Raw genomic sequence first — 17,169 nt, 5'->3', positions numbered from 1 at the left:
ATCTAATTATGTTCTAATTATGAACAACCTAAATAAATGGAGGATTTATTTAGGTCTTCCTTAATTATTAAACTTTTAGAGTTTGTTATAATGTAAGTAGTATTTATTAAAAGGGTTGTACTACATATATACGTTATCTTATTAATAGTTGAAATATAAAAGTGAGGGATACAGGTATGCATGAACTGATAGAAAAAACGAGAGGGCTTCAGAGTAGTGCATGGAAAAAAAGTCTTTCAGACATTTCGATTCACACAATACAAGAACGATTAGATACAGCAGAAAAAGATGGGCAAGATCCTTTTTCAGATTTTAATGATGCAGACATGCTACAGTGGTTTCTACATCGGCGAGAACATTTAAACCAGCAACACGAAAAATCTGCTCGAACCGTTCAAGCCTATGAGCGAGAACTCATCCAATTTATCGAACAACTGCTTACTTATTCAATGGAAATCAATGTAGACTTGGAAAAAGTTGTAGAGGGTTCCCTCTTTAAATCGCTATCTACCCGACACATTCGAAGGTATCAGGAATGGTTATCAGAAAAAAGCCCTTATGTCTTAACAAAAGGAGCGTATTCCGTTGCCACCTTATCCAGAAAGACAACCATCATTAAAACCTTTTTGAAATTCCTTTTCGAATCAGGCTATATCAAGGAGCCCATTCATGAAGGTTTCTTTAAGGTCAATATCCGAAAAGATGATCGGCCGAACCGTGATTTGGGACCGAAGGAAGTCATTCAGCTACTTGATTACTTCAGGGAAGTCCACCACCCCATCGTTTTTTCGATCATTCATATCCTGACGATGACAGGCATGCGTAATGAAGAGTTTACACAACTCCGAGTCAAGGATCTTCAATACGATTCCATTACCAGCACGTATTTTTTAGAGGTACTAGGGAAAGGAAATAAAAGAAGGCAAATCCCACTGAAAGAAAAAGGAATGAATAGCATTCGCATGTTCCGTTCAGCGAGAGGAATCGACGATATAGATGCAGCAGAAGGAGAAGACCCGCTCTTTACGACCAATACCGGCCGTGCCTACTCTCCCTCATATTTGTCTCAATACATCACAAAAGCCATTAAGGAGAGTGAATTGCCTTTTTTGAAGTTTCGTTCTTCTTCCATTGGTCCTCATACTTTCAGGCATGCCTTTGCCATCATTTCTCATTTAAATGGAGTGGATGTCTATCAGATTATGAAGAGTCTGGGCCATGAACAATTATCCACAACAGAAATTTATTTGGAGAAGGTATTTGAAAAAGAACGTCATGCGATTCATTTGTGGAAATCAGATGTGTTTGGAGAGTATATATAATAGAAGAAACTCGTCATATCCAGAGGAATTTTTGCTGAATCTTATTGGCGAGGGATTTTTTCAACTTCAACTCAAATCTACAAAAATAAAGAATCATAATTACAAAAGGCCGCCAAGGTTGGGGGCCTTTTGGTGATTCCATAGCTTTGGTTCAAAACGAATTTAAATAAAGTTACCTTGTTTGAGCTAGTATTTTTTAAGTGCTTCAATCATTAGGTCCCAAAACCCTTCTACATCAAGTTCTAATCCAAACTTAGCATTAACTTTTCTACCAGTAACCCCATGTAGATCGATTAACGTTGTTCCTGTGGTAAACTCCCCTTTAGTTTCCACTGTAATATTAACATCTTTCATCTCAAACAATTCTGGTGCAATGCAATATGCGACAGTTAATGCATCATGGACCGGTGCACCATCAAAATCGAACATCTCTTTGTAGGTCGATGCAAAAAACACTAATAATTCACCAACTACCTTAGCAACATTGTTATCAATTTTGTTCACTTGATCGATAACTTCTTGTGTTGCTAAGGCTTGGTGTGTTATATCTAGTCCCATCACTGCTATTGGAATACCACTATCAAATACTTTTTTTGCAGCTTCTGGATCAGCCCAAATATTAAATTCAGCAGTTGGGGTCCAATTACCAAATGTTCCTCCACCCATTAGAATTATCTCTTCAATATGATCCTTAATTTCTGGTGCTTTCGATAAAGCTATCGCAATATTTGTTAGTGGTCCAGTTGGAAGAATTGTTACAGGCTCAATGGACTCTTTTATCAGTCTTAAAATTGTATCCGCTCCATGCTCCTCACTCCAGCTACGAGATGGATCGGGCAATTCTGGGCCATCCAAACCTGAATCACCATGGATACCAGGTGCAGTTTCACGTAATCTAATCAGTGGCTCGCTTGCCCCTTTTGAAACAACAACATCCGTTAATGAAACCAACTCACAAGTTTTTAATGCATTCTTAGTTGTTTTTTCAATTTCTGCATTCCCGGATACTGTCGTAATCCCTAAAATCTCCAATTCAGGTTGTGCAGCAGCTAAAATAATTGCAATTGCGTCATCGTGTCCTGGATCACAATCCATAATTATTTTTCTTTTATTCATCATATTTCACCCCAATTTATAAAAATTCACATTACAATACCCATAATTGTCGCTGAAATTACAGATGCTAATGTTGCACCTAGCAATAATTTCAATGAAAATTTTGCGACATAGCTCCCTTGTTTTTCACTAATTGATTTGATGGAACCTGAAACAATACCCACTGTTCCAAAATTTGCAAAACTAACTAAATACACTGAAACAATAGCAATTGTTTTATCGGAAAGTTGGTTTGAAATTTCACCAAAGCTCAACATTGCAACAAATTCATTCGTAACTAGTTTTGTCGCCATAATTCCACCTGCTTGTACAGCTTCAGCCCAAGGAACCCCTATTAAAAAAGCGATTGGTGCAAAAATATAGCCAATAACTGTTTGGAAAGAAATATGAAATACACCTAGAAAAATCACATTAATCAATTCCATTAAGGAAATAAACCCTAATAGCATTGCAGCAACAATAATAACAATTTTAAATCCATCCATTACACTTTCTCCAACCATTTGGAAGAAAGGAACTCTTTCATTTTCTTCAACTTGAATTAGATCCTCATTATCGTCTAAATCATATGGGTTAATAATATTAGCAACTATTAGTGCACTGAAAATATTCAATACAACAGCAGTTACAACATATTTTGGCTCTAACATGGTCATATACGCCCCAACCATCGCCATACTTACTGCACTCATAGCCGATGTACAAATTGTGTAAAGTCTTTTTGGAGATAAGAGTGGTATTTGCTTGATAATGGTTAAGAACACTTCTGGTTGTCCAAGCGCAGCTGTAGATACGGCAAAATAGCTTTCTAGTTTTCCCATTCCTGTTACTTTACTTAATACCAAACCGATATATTTGATAACGAATGGTAATACCTTTATATAATTAAGTATTCCTATTAAAACTGACATGAAAACCAGAGGTAATAATGCCACAAAGAAAAACGTTATTGCACCTTCGTTCACCATTCCACCGAATACAAATTGAATGCCTGAATCAGCAATCGCCATTAATTTTTCAAAAAACACTCCTACTTTGGTAATCGCAATTAGACCTATACTAGTATTCATCATGAAGTAGACTAATATGATTTGCACAGCTATCATAATCAGAATACGTTTATATTGTATTTGTTTTCTATTATTACTTACTAAAAAAGCAACTACAAAAACAAATAAAATTCCTGTTATTAAGAAGATAAAATTCATATTCAGGCTCTCCTTCTAAAATGGAAACGGTTACATATCCTTAAAAAAATACTTCTATAAAGTCTAGTTGTTAACTATATTCTAAGACAAATAACTTTATAGAAGTTGAGTTTATGCTAATTCCGAACTCAATTTAGTATTAATTTGGTTTTGTTATTGAAACTAACCGCTATTTCGGCTCCTACTTTAGCATTATGTTTTACTAATTCTATATTGGCATCAAGGCTTTTACCATTGGTTAATTCTTTGATTTTCCCGAGCAAGAATGGCGTACTATCCTTACCAATAATATGGTTTTCTTCTGCTTGTTTAATTGCTTGATCAATTATTCCATTGATATAATCTTCTTCCATAGCAAATCTTTCAGGAATCGGATTAGCGATAACTGCTCCACCATTAAGATTTAATTCCCATTTCGTCTTCAAGGTTTCAGCAATTTCATCGATGGATTCAGTAGAGAAGTTTAATTGATATTCACTATTTCTTGTGTAGAATGCTGGTAGACACTCCGTTTCATATCCAATTACAGGCACACCTTTAGTTTCAAGGTATTCTAGTGTAAGAGATAAATCTAGGATTGATTTAGCACCTGCACAAATTACAGCTACATTAGTTTGAGCTAATTCTTCAAGGTCAGCTGAGATATCCATGGTAGTTTCTGCTCCTTTATGAACACCGCCAATACCACCTGTTACAAAGATTTTGATGTCTGCTAACTCGGCGCAGATCATCGTTGTAGCAACAGTTGTTGCTCCTAGTTGCTTTGTAGCGATAATTTGAGCTAAATCACGTCTTGATACCTTAGCAACATCAGAACTTTTACCGAATAATTCTAATTCATCATTTGTTAAACCAATTTTAATTTTTCCATCAATGATAGCAATTGTTGCTGGAACAGCACCGTTATCACGAACAATTTGTTCAACTTCACGTGCCATTTTTACGTTTTGAGGATATGGCATTCCATGAGAAATAATAGTAGATTCTAATGCAACGATTGGTTTTCCTACCTCTTTTGCTTGTTGTACCTCTGCAGATAATTCAATATAATTTTTCATTTAAATTGCCTCCATATCTAACATTAGTTGTTTTTTAGATAATTCTTGTCTAACTGTATACTTCGACATAATTGTTTTATGAGAATTGACTAAGCCAGCCCTTATTATGTAATCAATCTCCTTTTTTTGTAGCCAGGAATAAATAACTCCTGAACAAAATGAATCTCCAGCACCTGTAACATCAACAACCATAGGTGTTTCTATTGCAGGAAAATAATGCATCTCACCATTTTCACTACCTGTCATTACACCTTTTGATCCATTCGTTACAATCACATTTTTGACTCCTAAACTTAACCACTCTTTAACTGAATTTCCCCAATCCTCTTCATCATTGATTTTAATATCCATAAAAGTTTCGGTTTCATCTTTGTTTACAATCAGCCAAGTCACTGCATTCAATGTTTTAGGAAGTCTATTCATTTTTGGAGATGAAACAGGAATAATGACTAATGGAATATTATGTTTAGATGTGAAAAAACAAAGAAAATCAATTGTTTCACTTGGACAATTTAAATCCACTACGATACATTTGGCTCTTCTAAGAATATTACTGTTTTTAATCAACAATTCAGGAGTAATATTATCAAAAACGTCCATGTCTGCTAACGCAATTGATAAATCCCCGTTCATATCTAAAACTGCTGTATATGACCCTGTGTTCAAATTTTCATTTTGAGTGACATGCTCTAAATTCATAAAAGGTGAGGATAGATCATAAATCTCTTTCCATTCCGAATCGTGGCCACTTGCTGAAATTAATGTAACATCCTCACCTAATCTACCTAAATTTTCAGCAATATTCCTTGCTACTCCTCCAACCGATCTAGAAGATTTTACTGGATTAGATGTTTCATTAGTGATTTTATATTTTGTATAAAATTTCTTATCTACGTTAGCACCACCAATGCAAACAATAGGTGCAATTTCATTTAAAACATAAGCCTTACCAAAGACATACTCTTTTTTGATTAGTCCAGAAATAATATTTGCAATAGACGACTTTGAAATACCGACAATTTCCGATAATTCCTGTTGAGAAATAAATGGATTTTCTCGAATCATATTTAAAATTAACTCTTCTTTTTCATTCATAACATTAGCCATTTTCACACCCCACTTCCAAAACAATTGTTTATTTGATAAACATACGTTTAGTATACGCTTACATTTTTAATTGTCAATTATTTTTTAAATAATAAATTAATTAAACATGACAGCTTGTTGTCGTGTTTTGTATTTCAAATAAATGAATACAATTTATTTTGTGCCTAATGTTGTACCGTTCTTTTTAATTAAAAATATATTTCTGTTAAGGATTGTTGGCAGGCTCATCCCGAGAATAATAGTTACAATACCTACTATTTGTAGTGAAGTAACATTTTCACTTAACAATATGACTGAAACCATTACCGCGATTGGCAATTCTATAGCACCCAATATTGATGACATACTCAATCCAACTTTAGGAACGGCAATAGTGAATAAGAAAACTGGAATAACCATCCCAAATAACCCCAATGTCAAACCATAAATCCAAAGACCTTCGCTAAACAGCGTTCCATTCCAAATAACCTCTGGAGACTGAAAAACAACTGACATCATGAAAGCAAAGAATGAAACCAATACTAATCGATTAGAGGTATTCATATTTGTAGTTGCCCTGCCATTAACAAATAAAAATAGGGAATAACAAAAAGCAGCTGCCAAACCCCATAACCACCCTTGAAAATGTATTTGAGATAAATCAACATCAATCAAACCCGCTGCTGGTATGGTCCCTGCAACCAATATAATTAAAGAGATCAATTCTATTCGACTAGGAAATTCGCGTTTTGTAATACAAGAGATCAACGTGCCTATCCATGTAAATTGAAACAATAGTACAACAGCCAAAGACGCAGGTAAATAGTTCAATGAAAGACCATAAAAAATATTTGTTAATCCTGTAAAAACTCCAGCAAGGATAAGAATTTTAACTCCATTAAAGCTTAATTTTGTTCTGTTTGTAAGAAAGAAAATACAGATGGCGATACAAAAACCGAAAAAAAATTGACTTGTAACTGCTTCAGAGACCGAAAAACCGCTGCGCATTGCTAGTTTTATTATGGTAGAAACTATACCATAGCTACTAGCCGCTATAACTATCAACAAGGGGTACAGATACATCTTCAACATTCTACTTCCTCCTAGAGTTCGTTGTATTATGACTATGATTTTTGAAAAACCTACAAAAATCATAATCTTCAATATAAATCAAAGATAGACATTTTTACAATCAATTTTTAGGTTGATCAATCATTTGTCTGAAATATTTAGATAGCGTATAATTTATTTGTCGATAGAAATGAGAATACTAAAAAGTAAGCAAATTGGTGGAGCAAAAGAATGATTTTATGGTTTCATCCTATTATTTAACTTGTTTAATAACGACTATTTGGTAAAATAGACAATTTCGTCATAATAAATAGCCGAAATTCCGGCGATCATTTGTACTCAAACAAAAGGTAAACTTCTAATGATTACTCTATTTACAATTAAAATAAAACATTCGTTTGCATGACTAAACTATTGTTAGTGAGGATACTTCCATGGATAAAGAGAAACAAATTTTAGATTACATAAAAATAAATCCTTTCATTTCACAGCAAGAATTATCAAGTAAAGTTGGTATATCACGACCTACTGTTGCCAATTATATTGCTAATCTGACGAGACGCGGTGAAATAAAAGGACGCGCCTATATTCTCAAAGAAGAATCATCGGTCGTCTGCATTGGTGGAGCAAACACAGACCGGAAAGCCCGATCAAATCAGGAGGTACGTTTATATTCATCCAATCCAGTAAAAATTACTGAAGCTTGTGGCGGTATTGCACGCAATTTTGCTGAAAATTTAAGTCGACTCGGCTGTAACACTTCACTTATGACCTGTGTAGGAGACGACAAAGAAGGTAACTGGATACTGAATGAAACGAAAAGCCAAGGAGTTGATGTTAGTCAAGTATGGATGTTACCAACAGAACGTACAGGCACTTTTACCACCTTGATAGATATTAATGGTGAAAGTATTGTCTCCATGGCTGATATGAAAATATACGAAAAAATAACAACCTCTATGTTTGAGGAAAGATGGTCTTATATTGTTTCCTCACAAGCTGTTTTTTTGGATACGAATATTCCTAAGGAAAGTCTCAGTTATTTAATTAAGCGCTGCAGAGATGAAAACATTCCCCTTTACATTGACCCTGTATCTACAGCCAAAGCCCGTAAGCTTCCCTTTCATCTTGACGGTGTAGAACTGCTAATGCCTAACCGAGAAGAAGCAGAGATACTTGCAGAAATAAAAATCGATTCAATTAAGGATTGTCAATTAGCCTGTGAAAAAATTACACAGCGTGGCGTTCGAAAAGTTATTATCAAACTAGGTGAACAAGGAGTATATTATTACTCTACTGAGGAATCTGGCCACTTGCCTCCTTTCAAAACTGATGTTGTTGAGGTCACAGGTGTTGGTGAAGCATTTGCTTCATGTGTAATCTATGGTATCCTGAACGAAGAATCTTTAATGAGTGCTTGCCAATTGGGGCTTGCCGGTGCCGCCCTTACCATTCAAACTGAAGAATCTATATCCACATTTTTGAAACCTGAAAAAATTCATGAATTAGTAAAGCTTTTTTCATGAAGAAATATCTACATTTCGTTACTAAAAATCGAAGAGCATCTGCCTTTCTTAAGCAGATGCTCTTTTTAGACGAGTTTCTTCCATCAGTTTAATGACATTACACCAGAATACCGTCTACCCAATGGATAGACGTTTTTTTGGTGTAAATAACGAATAACGGAATGCGTTAAACCAAGTATACGCATGACACTACGAATTTTTTCTTCACCCCATCCCCCCTTTTTGTTGATAACACAGATTAGTTAGAGCAAGTAATATTAGATTTGTTAAATCACCTTAAGTAAGGAACCCTTCTCATGACATAAAGGTATTTTTCTCTTTTTGGAGGCTGTTTATTTAAAAATTGAAAAGTAAAGGAATTTATCTACTATTTGACCAAGCATATTTTTTCTTGTATCATCGTCTTTTATGGAACACAGCAGAATAGTAAATACTCAACTGTTTCCTCACCCTACCGTAGCATAGGAAATAGGAAGTCACTCTACCTATATATTCCTCTAAAAACACCCGGCAGACTAGTCCACCAAATTGGATAAATCATAGTCATGAAAACTGCTTTAATAAATACACTTGATGACATAAAATTTGAACATTCGATTGGATGTGTTTGAAATTTTTAGTTGTTTGGAGGTTAGTTACAGGTCACGCTAATATTCCTCAAGGGCATCAATGTTTGATATTCACAAAAATGTTGGGATTGTTCTTGAAATTGATAAAGAACTCATATCATTGAAGATGTTGAAGTCACTTTCATTATAAGGAGTTCTTTATTGGATTCCTTTAAAAAATTAATGATAGGGTATGATTTATCTCAAGGTGTTAATCCATTAATTGAAGCAATTCGTCAAATCGCCTTTGTCTACAGTTTCAAGGCAGATTGTACCGTATGTTTTATCATTATTTTTTCCTGGTCCTAACTGTACGTTTAAAAATTGGCCACTTAATAAATCGTATTCCAATTGGATTTTCACCCCTGCAGTATTACTACTCCCTCCAGAGCCTTGATAATTTTTGGCGAAGGAATCAGGTAGCTGAAATACAGTCGCGTCTAAAATCCGAATACGTTCGAAAGCAGAAATCCTGTGTGAAGAAAGCGAATGATTTAAACAGAGATTTTGTGTTAGGAGTGAAGTAAAGACTTCTCGGAGGAATGCCACAGCTGCTGGATTAAAGCGCTGATTCATCCCTTCTGGGCTTATTAGTACACCCGTGGAAGCCTCCAAACGACTACATAATTGCGTAAGTGATGGACTAGCGACTTCTTGGCTGAGCCAAACGCACAGGGCGATAAGTCCATTTGATCGATACTTACTAGATCGTTGTACAAAGCCCACCTGTTTGGCAGTTTCTTGTAGGACTATTGGGGATAGAAAACGTTGTAATTCTTTTGCAAGAAGTGTCAGTTCACTGGAGATGATAGGATTCATAAAAAAACACCATCCTTTCTCGTAAACTTCTTATGATAAGCATAGCGTTTTTTCACTTTTGAAGGTATTGTTTAAACTTAGCCTGATGGGCATGGGGTTCTACCATGGATAGCGTCAGGAAAATGCGGATTTACAACGTTAAGAAAATCTAAATATAAAAAACCTAATTTCTCGGTTATAACACAGAGAAATTAGGCTCTGGATTACTTAATAAAAGTACCTGATTGTAAAACGAAAAAGTTACTTTTTATATTTACTGAATGTTATCTCGTTAATAGTAGCAGCAGCTTTTTCTATATCTCGTTTATAGAACAAGAAATCCTTAAATTCCCAGTTTACAAATAATTCAAGTTGATTTTCGTAATGTTCACTAATAGTTCCGTCTTTTTTAATAAATCCGATTTGTCCTGGTGGTGTCACATTAAACCCTTCTGGTCCTTTAGGTGTCATTTCTATATAATGATTTTCACTACCCCTGTTCATTTCGATAATTGGAGTTGTAGAACCCATGCTATGTGGAATACCTATCAACGATTTTCCACCAAACGTCATTGTTTTAATTGGAGAACGCCATTCTTCCACTTTTGTTCCCTTTTCTTTTAGTAAATTATCGAATGCTTCATCCACACTCTCTAAAATAATTTTTTCAGGGTTTTCGTACACCCATTCAAAATTTGTTTGTTCCTCATTTAAAATCTTATAAGCAAGTGTAGCCCCATAACGATGGTCTGTGATTTCCTTTGTTAAACCATACATTTCTCCCAAAGATTCTTGAAATAGTTTATCATGAAGTATCTTCCACCATTCATCAAAGAATGTAGCGATACCCGCATCATAAAATCCATCTTTATTTGTATCTTCTTTTAAATTATTCCACAAATCTAATTGATTTCTCAAATACTGATAATTCTCGTTATCGCCTTTGTATTTATCTAATGTTTTGATTAATAATGGTTTAAAATAATGGGTGCGTAGTTGAGCAAAACTAGCTGTATAGTTGATCTCATTCAGATCTTCTAATGTCACTTTATCTCTAGTTTCCATCCCATTAATAAATTGCTGTACTCGGTTATCTTGCCCCCAATACATACTTAGTTCCCCATTTGTCCACGTACCCTCAGGTTTATTATTCCAATTGACTACATATCCGTTTTCAGGATTGATAACATGTGGGTTTTTTTGAAAAGGTAAGAATCCTTCCCATTCATATTCTCCCGTTCCTGGTGTAGGTAATCTTTGGTCTATTTCATCATTTCTGTTTGGATATTTTCCAACATGGTAATATGCAATATTGCCTTTTTTGTCAGCATAATACCAGTTTAACGACATGGTGAACTCACTAGCTGCCTTCTCAAATTCCTTTAAATTCTGTGCCCAATTAGCTTTCATGTAGGCTGCAACACTTTGGGCTTCGGTACCTCGGAATGAAAATGACTTGCTGTACGCAATATTATTTTTTTCGTCTATGCTGATGACAGGTCCATGTACAGTGCGATAAAATCTCTTGTGTACTTTTTTCTTTTCTCCGTTAGCGTCACGTACCATAAAAGTTTCTGTTCTCTTATCCATGTCCTTCCATTTACCGTTATAAAGATATTGGTAAGGGTTTTGAGGGTTTAATTTTTCCTCAAAAATATCTGTTACATTCCCATATCCGGCGGTAGCACTTAAAGCAAAAGATTTATTGGCACCAAACATGATGAATGGGTAACCAATGAAACCTGAGCCTTCCATATCAAAACTTGGAGCATGTAAACCAACTTCATATAGAAAGCCCGGGGCTACAAAGCCAACTTGGGGGCCACTGAACAATAGGGCATTACCAGTTTCGGATTTCTTGGAGCCAACAATCGCTGCATTGCTCCCAATCTTTAGCGGTAAGCCAAGTTCTTCGGATGATTCGATAAAGTTTTCTCTTTGCTTCTCAATTTCTTTTGATGCATTTACAACGCTATGCGAAATAGTTTGATAAGCGACAGAAGAACCTGAATCGTCCTCTGATTTCTCTCCACTTACGATACTTGTAGGAGCTTCTAGATCATTTTTCCACACTAAATCATCAAACATTTGCATAGCTGGTTCTTTTCCATATTTGCTTTCCAACTTAGTAAATATCTCAGCATTTTTTAATTCTTGGTGATTATCCATAAAGTAAGTCATAGAAACCATATAAACACGGATTACATCTTTTGAGGTCCATTCTCGTGGTGAAAAATTGTAGTCATGAAACTCTTTGGAAAGCTTTTCATCTGGGTCTTTAAGAGCTTCTTTTATAAACATCGTAATACCTTTAGCAAATTGATCAATCAACTCTTTTGTCTGGGAATCTAACCCTTCAATCATCTTCTGAATTTCCTTATTGCTGTAACCATCCCTTCTGCTTTGCTCATCCTTTAATAAATATTCTTCTCCAAAAATCTCTGAAACAGTTCCTTCATTTCCACTACGAAACATTTCCAACTGAAAAAGACGGTCCTTAGCCATTACGTACCCATATGCTTTATATAAATCCTTTTTATTTTTAGCATATAAATGAGGGACACCATATTGATCGCGTATTACCTTGACCTCTCCTACTTGCTCATGCTTTTGTGCATGGGCCATCTTATAAGGAAGAATCAAGGTAATTAATAAAGACAATGAGATTAATACTTTACACCACATGTACAACTTCCACCTCCATAATATAAAACGTTTACAAAGTGGATTATATGTTTTTTGTTATGCTAACTCAATATTTATTTTTTAATATTATGAATATTCGATATAAAGTCATGTGTTTTCGGGTTAAAATCCCATATAAGTTATATATTACTAGTTAGGATAGGTTTTTATTGTTATTTCCATTTCTATATTCATTTGTACGATGAACATAACAGAATATAAACGAAAATCATTATATTGTTTCATTAATGATCTCTAATCTTTCTGAAATCGGCTCTGGTGCAAAATAGATTAATAGGAATATAGAAAGCGTTGTAATTCTTGTGAGAATAGATGTAATTCTTCAGAAGGCGAGAGGTCCATGAAAAAACGCTATCCTCTTCAAGTATTTTACTGAAAGAATAACGTTTTTTCATTTTGAAGGAAATTCGTTTGTTTAGCTTGATGGGCATGTGACACTACCCCAAAATAAGTATTGACACCTTCCACCTGTATAGGCCGTTTAAATTGCATCAAACTTTATAACATCGCACAAAGGCATTTATGACAAGCAAAAAATATGTACTGATAGCTCATTATTGAGATTTTTTTAATTACTGATTGAAAAAACGTCTAAAGGAAAGTCTGAATATGTCCGATCCATGAGTCGCTTAAAGGTACCTGTGAAATAACGAACCAAAAGATTTAATTAAGAATGTAAGTTACCTCACAAGTTACACACTTCCCGTAATTCCCAAGCTTAATCTGCTATTGGTAATTTCGCCGATGGTTTTCTTTTTCTTTATTCTACCTGCTTTCAATAGAATTAGAAAAAGACAGCCGGGGATGGCTGCCTTCTCGGGTGAGGGAGGACAGTAAGGATAAGTAAAGAAATTACTCGTGTGGTTCTAAATAGGAAAGGAAAAGGATCATATAGTCCGGAGAAAAATAAAAGAAGAACTATTGAAAATTAAGTTTCTTTTTTATGTTTTTCGTATATTTATGTTATAATGTGGAATATATAAAAAAGACGAGATGCGCTAACATCTCGCCTAAGTAACCAATCCAAAGTGGGTCGGTTGCTCCTAAATTTTGCGCTTATTAGAAGGCCGCCCGTGCTTTTTGGACAGAGAACGGGTGGTTTTCTTTTGGACTTTTTTAGCAGGAAGCAAGCTAAATAGATAAACAACTGTCGAATTGGCAACTGTTTTAGCTACTTCCACTAGTACGTCTTTTAGAAGATCCATTGCGGTCACCTCCCTTCACTCTTAGATATAAGAGATAGGGATAGGGCAACCTCCCACCCGGCCGGTTACATGCGGTAATTATACCATATTTATGTAGAAACGAGGCGGATATTTGCTAAGACTTACATAATAATGGTTCAATACACTCACATACTAATTCAATTACCCAGTCTCTAATAATCTGAATTGTAGGTATAAATGTAATAGGAAAACTAAATGAAGATTTTTAAATGTTCAGTTAATCCACCAGTGAAATCGACATCATCAACCTTACAGCCTGGCTCTTTCTCAGAAACGAGCGAAGTTTTAACGATAACCGTGTTGGTTGCAGCCACTTTATTAAATTCCGTCTACTTGACCGATTCCTCCGAGTGCGGAAGTTCAGTTCCGGAAGGATGGGGCGCCTTGTATCCCTGGTCGGTCATGGACTTTTCAATCTTATTGTATCGTTCTGCAGTGGTTTGATAGGTGAAAAAACTTTCAAGAAACTCGCGATTCACCATTAAAGCATCCGTGTTTTGGATGGATGATAGGGATTGAATCTGTTCTACATAGTTGCTTTGATTTGTCCCGACTTCATTCAGCTGTGACCGCAGAGTGAAAATATACATGATGACCAAACCAGCCGTGACAAATACTATCATTAAAATCAAGAAATTTTCCTTTTAGCTTAAGACCATTATGAGAGTTTAAAATATTGATTCTTTCACACAACGTTCAAATATTACTGAAAACGCTTTCAATTTTTGGTGTATAATAAATGTTATACTCCCTATTGTTGCATCTTTCATCATAAATAAATGATTTCTTGCATAAAGTAACTTTAATAAAGCCTGACAGGAAGGAGATGATCAGATGATATTAAAATCATTAAAAAAAAATGGGATAATGACAATCACTTATTTTAAAGATGGGTTTTTAGAAACGTGTAAAGGCAAAATGTATAAACTTAACCTTAATGAACAAACCCTGTTCATAAAGGATAATAATCAAAAGATCTTCTCCATTCGTTTATCTCATATCAAGGAAATACATTAACTTAGCTGGAAACGGCCTTAGAGGAAAATCGAGGCTTTCAAGAAAATCCATCTTTATATTGATGCTTACAGAGCTAGATAAGTGTCAATCTCCTCCGATATGGACTTCCCCATCAGACCAGATGGGGAAACATCTATCCTTACTAATTCTTCCATATGTTAATCTAACCCACAAACTCACTGAGGCAGGAATCTATTTTTTCGATTTAACTTCATCTCTTCCCCTATTTAAGCGAATTCCATTTGCTGAAGCGAAGTTTTTAATTCCATCTTTATAAACCAATCCTACCGTACATAAAAAGAACGATAGGATACATAACCGCCCTTCACTTTCCCGAATTGGTTTCCAGCATTTTTCATATAAGCTTCCGTTCGGGTGCAAATATGACTTGTTAAAAACATAGAAACTCAATTTACATTTCATCTATGAACTATTGTTACTCCAAATAATTCAATCTTACTTTTAACAGACTTCTTATAATGTGTATTGTTTAAACTCCAATTTTCACTTCATCAATATAGACTCTCCTGACAAAAATAAGATACTTATAGTGCCCGGTGCAATTATGATTGAAGCATAACGTATGCTACGTGAGAGGGTAGTTTAGCTAAGTCTACAATAAGATTAATCGAAATTGCATAGAACTTCGCGAAAAATGACTAGAATTTGTCAGTATCCAAGAGTATAACTCTAGTGAATGATGACAGTTAAGGAATTTGAAGAAGCCACTAGAGTTTCATCTGATACTAGATATCGAGAATTCAAGAAAGAGCCAACCTAGTAAAGATCAGCTCTTGATGTTTTGTTAACCTTTCACATCCGTTCAATGAGGATTAGGTATCAACATGATTATCAGCTTAAGCAGAAGATGTAGGTGGCTTAATGTCTCTTCTGGCATCAATAAGTATAATGTTATCGGCTTCCTTTAATCAGCTCACGTAATATTTACCTTTAGTCAGTTACTACTCAGAGAAGAAAAGGATCACTTTTATCGATTTTTTCGTTTCATTCGCTTTTTCATAGATGCCGAACTAGTTATCCGGTAGCTTATATTAATCAAACGATTGATTAATATATAGAAGATACTCGTCAAATTAGGTCTAGGTTAAATGGAATTCAAGAAGCTGCTGGTCTTCTGCTGCACACTATATTGACATTTAAAAAGAGCAAACTTATTAAGAGTCTGCTCTTTTAATAGTATGAAAATGTCTCCGTACTCACGAGGTTTTTTTCTTTTGGAAATTTGAAAGCTTACCGATAAAACACCTCTTTTTCACTCCGTCTAAAAATAAGATAGAAATTTACTGTTAATAATCATATTATGTTAAATAAAGAGTGTTCATTTCTATCTATTAGCCTAATGATATAAATCGTAGTACAGTAGTACAATCATTTTTGATCTACTCACACATAATAATAGAAATAATAAGTGAGTAGGTGAACAATAATGTCAGAACAAAACTGGGAAAAATCCTCACCTGCCTATGCCTACGTTACACTCATAGGTTCCAAACCCATCATGGTCAAATCAGGCGAAAGTATAAAATTTAATCAAAACGGTCCATTAAATAATATAAAGTTTACCCCTCCTAGTGACACCTTAATAATTCGTAAATCAGGTGACTATAAGATTGAATATATATTATTAATCGATGGTCCTGCTTCTTCTTCAGCATATGCTTTGATTTTAAATGATTCTGTAGTAAAGGGGCAGCTTACTAACTATGGCATACAAAGACAAGTGGATGGAGCGAGCCTGATGCTCATTGGGCAAGCTATTATTCATATTCAAAAAAATTCAACATTACAACTTAGAAACATCGGTCCATCCACGGATACCTTATTACCGATTATAGGTAAACAAAAAATTAATGCTGCATCATTTACAATAGTGAAACTTGATTAGCTAAATGGTTAATGGAAGGCGAAATAAACTAAGCGACCTTGTGATTCCGAAGTTGATGGATGATCAAGGTCGCTTTTTAGTAAGAAAAATTTTCTTCATCGATTTGACTCTCATTTTCTCTTATTGTTTTTAACAACATTTATGAAAAAGGAGAGTGAAAATGACATGGTGGATGGATTTTTGATACTAGAATTATAGAGAGAAAAAATAGCCCTAATATGCATAGACAATCAAAAATTTCACAGCCGAATACATTATATTGAAAACTAAAATTAATAAGGAGGTACAGATTTTGTATTATCATCCACAAAATAGGCCCCCATACAGAATGTAGCTTTGAAATAAAGTCGTACTGATTATAAAAAAGATGTACCGTTTTAAAGAAAGTTATACCGTTTGCAAAAAAGATGTATCGTTTTATTCCTTTTCGATTGAAGATTCTAAATGAGTTTTAATCGAACTTTATTTTAAAGCTAAAAATAACAGTAGAAAATTATAAGAACCATGATTACACAATTAAT

The 17,169-nt window shown here is 34.7% G+C and carries 13 protein-coding genes and 1 pseudogene; 4 read left to right on the top strand and 10 right to left on the bottom strand.

Going from position 1 to position 17,169, the window contains the following annotated elements; translation table 11 throughout:
• The first annotated feature begins 176 nt into the window (after positions 1-176).
• Complete coding sequence (locus tag ACFRAK_RS15155) at positions 177-1,322, top strand: tyrosine-type recombinase/integrase (RefSeq protein WP_387706784.1); 1,146 nt, start codon at positions 177-179, stop codon at positions 1,320-1,322.
• A gap of 186 nt (positions 1,323-1,508) precedes the next feature.
• On the opposite strand, the gene ACFRAK_RS15150 is transcribed toward ACFRAK_RS15155, so the two are convergent.
• The 5 genes from ACFRAK_RS15150 to ACFRAK_RS15130 form a co-directional block, all read right to left on the bottom strand.
• Complete coding sequence (locus ACFRAK_RS15150; RefSeq protein ID WP_394572000.1) at positions 1,509-2,438, bottom strand: nucleoside hydrolase; 930 nt, start codon at positions 2,436-2,438, stop codon at positions 1,509-1,511.
• A gap of 26 nt (positions 2,439-2,464) precedes the next feature.
• Entirely contained in the window at positions 2,465-3,646 is a 1,182-nt protein-coding gene (locus ACFRAK_RS15145; protein WP_394571999.1) for a NupC/NupG family nucleoside CNT transporter, read from the bottom strand.
• Positions 3,647-3,774: 128 nt separating this feature from the next.
• Complete coding sequence (locus ACFRAK_RS15140) at positions 3,775-4,704, bottom strand: pseudouridine-5'-phosphate glycosidase (RefSeq protein WP_387706778.1); 930 nt, start codon at positions 4,702-4,704, stop codon at positions 3,775-3,777.
• The gene (locus tag ACFRAK_RS15135; protein WP_387706776.1) at positions 4,705-5,811 is read right to left on the bottom strand and encodes a carbohydrate kinase; all 1,107 of its coding nucleotides are present in this window, start codon (positions 5,809-5,811) and stop codon (positions 4,705-4,707) included.
• A 153-nt stretch (positions 5,812-5,964) separates the two neighbouring features.
• The gene (locus tag ACFRAK_RS15130) at positions 5,965-6,873 is read right to left on the bottom strand and encodes an EamA family transporter (RefSeq protein WP_387706786.1); all 909 of its coding nucleotides are present in this window, start codon (positions 6,871-6,873) and stop codon (positions 5,965-5,967) included.
• 422 nt (positions 6,874-7,295) lie between these two features.
• Between ACFRAK_RS15130 and ACFRAK_RS15125 the strand changes: the two genes are divergently transcribed.
• Complete coding sequence (locus ACFRAK_RS15125) at positions 7,296-8,387, top strand: carbohydrate kinase (protein ID WP_387706774.1); 1,092 nt, start codon at positions 7,296-7,298, stop codon at positions 8,385-8,387.
• 845 nt (positions 8,388-9,232) lie between these two features.
• Here ACFRAK_RS15125 and ACFRAK_RS15120 read toward each other — a convergent pair.
• From ACFRAK_RS15120 to ACFRAK_RS15100, 5 genes and pseudogenes are all read right to left on the bottom strand, one after another.
• A pseudogene (locus ACFRAK_RS15120) lies at positions 9,233-9,814 on the bottom strand (IS4 family transposase); the annotation flags it as partial.
• A gap of 240 nt (positions 9,815-10,054) precedes the next feature.
• On the bottom strand, positions 10,055-12,478 hold the full coding sequence (locus ACFRAK_RS15115; protein WP_387706772.1) for a penicillin acylase family protein: 2,424 nt from the start codon (positions 12,476-12,478) through the stop codon (positions 10,055-10,057).
• A 1,064-nt stretch (positions 12,479-13,542) separates the two neighbouring features.
• Positions 13,543-13,704, bottom strand: coding sequence for a hypothetical protein (locus tag ACFRAK_RS15110; protein ID WP_252270616.1), 162 nt, complete (start codon positions 13,702-13,704; stop codon positions 13,543-13,545).
• A 212-nt stretch (positions 13,705-13,916) separates the two neighbouring features.
• Positions 13,917-14,039, bottom strand: a complete 123-nt coding sequence (locus tag ACFRAK_RS15105; protein ID WP_387706770.1) for a hypothetical protein — start codon at positions 14,037-14,039, stop codon at positions 13,917-13,919.
• 15 nt (positions 14,040-14,054) lie between these two features.
• Positions 14,055-14,357, bottom strand: a complete 303-nt coding sequence (locus tag ACFRAK_RS15100; protein ID WP_387706768.1) for a hypothetical protein — start codon at positions 14,355-14,357, stop codon at positions 14,055-14,057.
• Positions 14,358-14,559: 202 nt separating this feature from the next.
• On the opposite strand from ACFRAK_RS15100, the gene ACFRAK_RS15095 reads away from it, so the two are divergent.
• Both ACFRAK_RS15095 and ACFRAK_RS15090 read left to right on the top strand, forming a co-directional pair.
• On the top strand, positions 14,560-14,742 hold the full coding sequence (locus ACFRAK_RS15095) for a YolD-like family protein (RefSeq protein ID WP_387706766.1): 183 nt from the start codon (positions 14,560-14,562) through the stop codon (positions 14,740-14,742).
• Positions 14,743-16,189: 1,447 nt separating this feature from the next.
• Positions 16,190-16,648, top strand: a complete 459-nt coding sequence (locus ACFRAK_RS15090; protein WP_394571998.1) for a BclA C-terminal domain-containing protein — start codon at positions 16,190-16,192, stop codon at positions 16,646-16,648.
• Positions 16,649-17,169: the final 521 nt, after the last annotated feature.

The sequence above is a fragment of the Peribacillus sp. NPDC056705 genome, from assembly GCF_043656335.1.
This window is presented reverse-complemented; position numbering and strand designations above follow the sequence as displayed.

What these genes read in the sequence shown, in the direction of transcription:
- ACFRAK_RS15155 (WP_387706784.1), top strand. Translation starts at nt 177, where the DNA reads ATGCATGAACTGATAGAAAAAACGAGAGGGCTTCAGAGTAGTGCATGG.
- ACFRAK_RS15150 (WP_394572000.1), bottom strand. Translation starts at nt 2,438, where the DNA reads ATGAATAAAAGAAAAATAATTATGGATTGTGATCCAGGACACGATGAC.
- ACFRAK_RS15145 (WP_394571999.1), bottom strand. Translation starts at nt 3,646, where the DNA reads ATGAATTTTATCTTCTTAATAACAGGAATTTTATTTGTTTTTGTAGTT.
- ACFRAK_RS15140 (WP_387706778.1), bottom strand. Translation starts at nt 4,704, where the DNA reads ATGAAAAATTATATTGAATTATCTGCAGAGGTACAACAAGCAAAAGAG.
- ACFRAK_RS15135 (WP_387706776.1), bottom strand. Translation starts at nt 5,811, where the DNA reads ATGGCTAATGTTATGAATGAAAAAGAAGAGTTAATTTTAAATATGATT.
- ACFRAK_RS15130 (WP_387706786.1), bottom strand. Translation starts at nt 6,873, where the DNA reads ATGTATCTGTACCCCTTGTTGATAGTTATAGCGGCTAGTAGCTATGGT.
- ACFRAK_RS15125 (WP_387706774.1), top strand. Translation starts at nt 7,296, where the DNA reads ATGGATAAAGAGAAACAAATTTTAGATTACATAAAAATAAATCCTTTC.
- ACFRAK_RS15115 (WP_387706772.1), bottom strand. Translation starts at nt 12,478, where the DNA reads ATGTGGTGTAAAGTATTAATCTCATTGTCTTTATTAATTACCTTGATT.
- ACFRAK_RS15110 (WP_252270616.1), bottom strand. Translation starts at nt 13,704, where the DNA reads ATGGATCTTCTAAAAGACGTACTAGTGGAAGTAGCTAAAACAGTTGCC.
- ACFRAK_RS15095 (WP_387706766.1), top strand. Translation starts at nt 14,560, where the DNA reads ATGATATTAAAATCATTAAAAAAAAATGGGATAATGACAATCACTTAT.
- ACFRAK_RS15090 (WP_394571998.1), top strand. Translation starts at nt 16,190, where the DNA reads ATGTCAGAACAAAACTGGGAAAAATCCTCACCTGCCTATGCCTACGTT.